Annotated in this window: 2 protein-coding genes; one reads left to right on the top strand and one right to left on the bottom strand. The window is 73.3% G+C overall.

Annotated elements, in window-relative coordinates; translation table 11 throughout:
- On the bottom strand, nucleotides 1–888 hold an 888-nt coding region (locus tag AC0CYZ_RS24800; protein WP_472220298.1), incomplete at its 3' end, for an AIR synthase related protein.
- A 272-nt stretch (nucleotides 889–1,160) separates the two neighbouring features.
- On the opposite strand from AC0CYZ_RS24800, the gene AC0CYZ_RS24795 reads away from it, so the two are divergent.
- Nucleotides 1,161–1,582, top strand: a 422-nt coding sequence (locus AC0CYZ_RS24795; RefSeq protein WP_472220296.1) for a hypothetical protein, incomplete at its 3' end; no start/stop codon positions are given.

The raw sequence follows: 1,582 nt of genomic DNA, 5'->3' as shown, positions 1-1,582 counted from the left end.
GCGGTAGAGCTCGAGGCAGCACTCGATGAGGACCTTCTCGGCGAACGGGTCGCCGACCTGGACGCTCGGGAGCTTCTTGTGGCCGCCGCCGCCGGCGGAGCCGGTGAAGGTCTCGGAGGCGAGCACCGACACCCCGCCGATTCCGTCGAGGCCGGTCCGCGCCCCGAACAGCACGATCTTGTTGCCGACGCCGGAGGCGAAGGCCAGGTGCAGGTCCTCGACGCGCAGCACCCCGACGCACAGGGCGTTGACCAGCGGGTTCCCGGAGTAGGTGGGGTCGAAGACGACCTCGCCGCCGAGGTTGGGCAGGCCGAGGCAGTTCCCGTAGAAGCCGACGCCGGACACGACGCCGGGCAGCACGCGGGCGGTGTCGGGCGCGTCGAGCGGGCCGACGCGCAGCCCGTCCATGACCGCGACCGGGCGGGCGCCCATCGCCATGATGTCCCGGACGATGCCGCCGACGCCGGTGGCGGCGCCCTGGTGCGGCTCGACGTACGACGGGTGGTTGTGGGACTCGATCTTGAAGGTGACCGCCCAGCCGTCGCCGACGTCCACCACGCCGGCGTTCTCGCCGATGCCCGCGAGCAGGTGGCGGCGCATCTCGTCCGTCGTCGTCTCGCCGAAGCGGCGCAGGTGCACCTTGCTCGACTTGTAGGAGCAGTGCTCGGACCACATCACCGAGTACATGGCGAGCTCGGCGTCGGTCGGCCGGCGGCCGAGGATCTCCCGGATCCGCGCGTACTCCTCGTCGCGCAGGCCGAGCGCCGCGTACGGCTGCTCGCGCTCCGGGGTGGCGGCCGCGACCTCGACCGTGTCGGCGGGTCCGGTCGTACCCGAAGAGGTGGTCGGTCCGGCGGGGGTGGTTCCGGGGGCGGCCTGCGCGGTCACGTCCTCGACCCTACGCACGCCCCGGGGACCCGGCGGGGGACGCCGTGTTGCCCACGACGAACGTGATCGAAACTACTCGAACGACGGAACCGGCCCGGAGGCGGTGTCCGATCCGTCACTCGTCGTGCGTCACCGACCGCACATCTCACTCACCATGCGTGTCCACCGAACGAGTGGCCGTTCGTGGTCCGACTACGACGTCTCGGCGAGTCCGCGCGTGGCGTGTCGCGTCAATGCCGGTGACTGTCGGACCCCGGATCCATGATGGCGCCATGACCGCAGCTTCCGTCCGCGCACAGTGGGTCGGCCTCGAGCCGGCACGCGGCTCCGCGCCGGCACCGGGGAGCGCCACCGATCACACGGCGGCCTCCTCGTCCGTCGAGGACGCCACCGGGGCCTCCCGGCCCGACCCGCTGGCCGCCCTCCCCCTGGTCCTCGACCGTGAGCTCGTCGAGGTCCGCCGCCACCGCCTGGAGCTCGCCGGCCGCGTGCCGGCCGGCGTCGCACCCTACGTCGACCCCGCGCAGGGCATGGTCGAGCTCGTCTTCGACGGGGCGGCGGGTCCGGTCGTCCTCGCCGTCGCCCCCGGCGCCCGGGGGGACACGATCGTTCCCGTGCTGCCCGCGCCGGCCCCGGAGCGGGACGACGGCATCGAGGTCGGGGACGTCGCGCCGTTCGACGAACTGGTGGGCGA

It is taken from the genome of Actinomycetospora sp. (genome assembly GCF_055612215.1).
The sequence above is the reverse complement of the archived record's forward strand: the minus strand, read 5'-3'. Positions and strand labels throughout refer to the sequence as shown.